Source organism: Crocosphaera sp. Alani8 (assembly GCF_038442745.1).
GTDB lineage: Bacteria > Cyanobacteriota > Cyanobacteriia > Cyanobacteriales > Microcystaceae > Crocosphaera.
Genome location: NZ_JARVCN010000273.1, coordinates 1 through 4,256, shown reverse-complemented (window position 1 = coordinate 4,256; position 4,256 = coordinate 1). Strand labels below are relative to the sequence as shown.

The following is a 4,256-nucleotide window of genomic DNA, read 5'->3' as shown; positions in this document are numbered from 1 at the left end:
GCTAATTGCTTATTTTTTTGTTTTGTTTTTTCTTCATGAATAATGCAGGTTAGGTTACTGGTCGGTCGTTCGCCGTAACAAAGTCGATGCAGAAACGGGGGAAATCCTTGAGGAGAAGGAGACGGTCAGAGTATTCACCCCTAAATGTAACTTTGACCTCGAAATTGAACGAGAACTCTCTGATGGTGAAGGTGGGGGCTTAGTGCTACAGGTTAAGCGTTCCATTGACCACAAACAACGACGGGTCATCATTGGCTCAACGGAGCGGTTGACAGTCAAGGAATTCAACTTAGCACTTACAAAGGCTTATCGGGTAGGAATCATTTGTAATCTTAAGACTGACCAGTTAAACGGGTTAATACAGACAAAACTGATTCATTACCACGATAGAGGAGGAAAAGTCTTCAAACTGGCTGACCGTATTGGCCAACAGAATGATGGGACGTGGGTATTCAGCGATCGCCAGTTGACAGAGAAAGGAATAGCTACCAGTGAAGATAAAACCAAGACTGTGTATAATCCCAATCTTGGTTATGAAGATCACATTAGCGTTCCTGAACTTGTCAGCCCTGATTCTAACGCACTGACTACCTTAATAACCGCCATGCACCGGTTCCACGGGGATTCTCAAATTGCTCCTGCTATCATCACCTTGGCATGGGCTGTGGCTTGTCTTCATTTCCAAGAGATTATCAAAATTGAGAAACGGTTTCCTTTGTTAAACCTATTTGGAGATCCAGGTTGTGGGAAAACCATCATGGCTGAAAATGGTCTAGCGATCGCAGGTTTTATTCAAGGTCAAGGCTCATTCTGTAAGGTCACAGAATCCGCATTGTACGAGCATATCAAGCTGAGTGGTTCATTGCCATTACTGTGGGATGACCCAGATAAATCCCCTTGGTTAGATACCTTGATCCAACGGCTGTACAATGGGAAACCAAGAATGGTACGGGGCAATTCTCAGACTCCACATACTTCATTGATGATAACTTCTAACCATGTCATTGGTGATGCTAAACCAGCCACATTAAGCCGTATCCTACCCTTAGCCATATTTCCCTCAACGGACGGGGATAAGAACGCTTGGGATGACCTTTTAGAAGCACAGAAATGGGCATCAGGGGCATTGCCTGAGTTAATTGGGTTGGGATACCCTTCTGAGGAAGTTCGTGCCTTAGCCAAGGAATTAAGACCACTGTTGCCCCATGCTCATGCACGAGTAGCTGATTCGATTGCCTTGGTTTTACATTACGCTACTGCTGTGTGTCGATTAGCAGGGTTCGATGAAAGACGTATTTATGATTATGTCGTAGGAACAGTGTGTAAGACAGCGAATGACGCTGATTCTGCCTCAGATTCCTTGACGGATTTCATTGACAAGATTTCCGCATTACATTCTCAGAGTGTGGTCGGGGAATGGAATATCCGATTAATTACCACAAGGTCTGGTTTTGAAGGGCTGGCAGTGAATATGTCTTCCGTGTGGGCGAAAGTTGATGGAACCTACAAAGTGCCTTATTCTCGCAAGGTCATCGAATCTCAAATTGCTCAAGCAGGTGGTGTCCTTAAGTCAGCACAGAAATTCTATCGCAGTGAAGACGAGGTTAAGTCCTACCGGCGATCGCTGATCAATGGCCATAACGAAGGCGATGACTACGTACGACCGAAGCCCCCCGAAGAAACTACAAGGAAATGCGTGCTGATTCCTCTGAGTCTTGTCAAAGATTTTATCTCATCGTGGCGCGATGATGATTCACCGCCGGACGGTGGCGGGGGTAATCGACCACATCCTGATCCTATTTCACCGATGGGGGGTGGTTCAGTTACCACATCTGAGAATGATTCAGTTGTCAGTTACCCTACTGTTGATGGTAACTTATTGGAAAAAGGTGACTTTGAAAACACTGATTCTACAACGGTTTCAGACGATGACTCTACTCCTAGTTACCTCTTTGAAGAAGATATCAAAAACTTGGAAGAGGAAAATAACCAGGGAGTACAATTACTCACCGAAGACAATGGTGGAGAAAATCTCACAGAAAAAAATGCCACTTCTTCTAAAAAGGTAACTACGACTGAGACTGACGGCTGTAACCTTGATACAATAGAGGATACAGCAGTTGACCCTAAGTCGTTACCCTCTGAACAAACATCTGAAAATGAGGTAACTGAAATTTTAGACTGGGATGATGTGGTGGCCAGCATCGACTCTGAGATGACCCGGCTTGGTTGGGACATCGAACGTGGCGAACGGCATCTCATTGAACAATACGGGGTTCGATCTCGGTTAAAACTTAGCGATTCTCAGTTACTGGAATTCCTTGAGGATTTGAGGTCACTGCCTACATTCAAAGTAGGGCAAACGGTGCTTTTTCAGGGCGTTCGCGTGGTGATTGAACGGTTTGTCAATGATATTGTGGCAGTGGTAAGGTCATGGGAGAATCCCAGTGCAAAAGGCTTTGAGGCTGCGATCGCACATCTGAGTCTCACTTAAAGTAAGATGGTAAACAGGAGAAATGTGGAACGTTTATGTACTCTTTGAATTTACCCCAGGACATCGAAGACAACCTTGCCTTTCTCGCCACAGAAACGGGACGAGATAAAGAGGACTTGATGAACGAAGCCATATCCAGAGGTATCCAAGAAATTATCGAAGATATGGGAGACATTGCCGATGCCAAGGCAGTGCTACAAAGTTCTAGTCGTCAGTGGAGTCTTGAAGAGGTGGAGGCAGGAGTTGACTTGGAAGGTCACGTTTAAAGATGAAGCTCTTAAACAATTAAGAAAACTCAATCCTAACGTTCAACGTCGAATCACGAATTATCTCAAGACTCGCATTGCCACAGACGAAGATCCTCGAAGATTCGGCAAAGCCTTAACAGGTGATCTCAAAGGTTTATGGCGTTACCGCGTTGATGATTACCGTATTGTCTGTTTGCTCGAAAATCAAACCTTAACCGTTCTGGTGGTTAAAATTGGTCATCGAAGTAAGATTTATTAATCTGAGTGCATGGCCATTTAGTTCAACCTTGGATATCATGGAGTAAACAGCCTTATGTAGTGACAATGGCAACCACACATCAAGTCGGAGTAAAAGTCCCGACTCTTCTCCATGAAAAGCTAAAAGAACACGCTGCTACACTGAACGTCTCTAAGTCAGAGGTGGTGCTAAGTGCCTTGGCGCAATACCTCGATAGTGCCTCGGATGTGCCGATGGCGGTGCGGATGGCTATGCTCGAAAATCGAGTCTCTGAGATAGAAACCGAGCTAGAAGCATTGGTTAAACCACAAGAACATGGGGATAACTAATGGCAGGGAATCCACCACAGATATTCATAGCCCATGCCAACGAGGATAAACCGTTAGTCAGAGAACTCTATGCCAAGCTAGTTGAAGCAGGATATAGACCTTGGTTTGATGAAGAGGATCTACTGCCAGGGCAGAATTGGAGGGATGAGATCCCCAAAGCTCTGAAAAACAGCGATTTATTCATAGCTTGCTTGTCGTCGAACTCGATTAGCAAACGGGGTTATATTCAGCGTGAGTTCAAGATGGCCATGGAGATGTTGGCGGAATTGCCCCCAGGGGAAATCTATCTCATTCCCTTGAAATTCGATGATTGTACAATACCAGAACTGAGACAGTCAGAGTATGGCTTGAATCTCAGGGATATTCAGTGGCTAGACTATGGGAAGCCAAACGGGTTTGAGAAGTTAATTAAGTCGATTGAGTATCAGTTTGGTAGTCAGGGAACCTACCAGAATGATACAGCGATAAATCAAGGCGCAGGGGATAATGTTCCAGGAAAGAAGAGGTTCAATGATTATATAGTCGATAATGAACAAGAGGAAGATGAAATTAAAAAACAAGAAGAACTGTCAATAGTTAGACCATCAAGTAGTCAAACAAATTTAAGACAGAATTTTAATTGGCAACAAATAGGATGGCCGAGGGGAAATCGAAGACAAGTCTTAAAAGGAATAGGTTGGACAGGTATAGGAATCGGAATAATGGGGTTAGCCAAGATAGTCGAACGACAATTAACCTCATCCCCTTCAAAGCCTCTTCCCAGTGCCAAGACAGAAAAAAAGAGAGACTTAGAATTTGAGTTTCAATTTCTAACTGTTAATGATAAAGGAAAAGAAATCAAGCGAGAAACATCTACGGCACAATATAGAGCCGAAGATTTAGGCAATGATGTGACCTTAGCCTGCATTATTCATGAAGAAAAAACAAAACAAAAAAATAAGCAATTA

Annotated in this window: 5 protein-coding genes; all 5 read left to right on the top strand. The window is 43.9% G+C overall.

Going from position 1 to position 4,256, the window contains the following annotated elements:
• The first annotated feature begins 202 nt into the window (after positions 1-202).
• Complete coding sequence (locus P9B04_RS15470) at positions 203-2,494, top strand: hypothetical protein (RefSeq protein ID WP_342055885.1); 2,292 nt, start codon at positions 203-205, stop codon at positions 2,492-2,494.
• Between the two features lie 35 nt (positions 2,495-2,529).
• On the top strand, positions 2,530-2,760 hold the full coding sequence (locus P9B04_RS15465; protein ID WP_342055884.1) for a hypothetical protein: 231 nt from the start codon (positions 2,530-2,532) through the stop codon (positions 2,758-2,760).
• The gene (locus tag P9B04_RS15460) at positions 2,738-3,001 is read left to right on the top strand and encodes a type II toxin-antitoxin system RelE family toxin (protein WP_342055883.1); all 264 of its coding nucleotides are present in this window, start codon (positions 2,738-2,740) and stop codon (positions 2,999-3,001) included. The genes P9B04_RS15465 and P9B04_RS15460 overlap by 23 nt, the downstream gene beginning before the upstream one ends.
• A 65-nt stretch (positions 3,002-3,066) precedes the next feature.
• On the top strand, positions 3,067-3,309 hold the full coding sequence (locus P9B04_RS15455) for a CopG family transcriptional regulator (protein ID WP_342055882.1): 243 nt from the start codon (positions 3,067-3,069) through the stop codon (positions 3,307-3,309).
• On the top strand, positions 3,309-4,256 hold a 948-nt coding region (locus tag P9B04_RS15450; RefSeq protein ID WP_342055881.1), incomplete at its 3' end, for a toll/interleukin-1 receptor domain-containing protein. The genes P9B04_RS15455 and P9B04_RS15450, both read left to right, overlap by 1 nt.

Bases quoted from the DNA above. Each gene is read 5' to 3' on its own strand.
- P9B04_RS15465 (WP_342055884.1), top strand. From the start codon at position 2,530: ATGTACTCTTTGAATTTACCCCAGGACATCGAAGACAACCTTGCCTTT.
- P9B04_RS15455 (WP_342055882.1), top strand. From the start codon at position 3,067: ATGGCAACCACACATCAAGTCGGAGTAAAAGTCCCGACTCTTCTCCAT.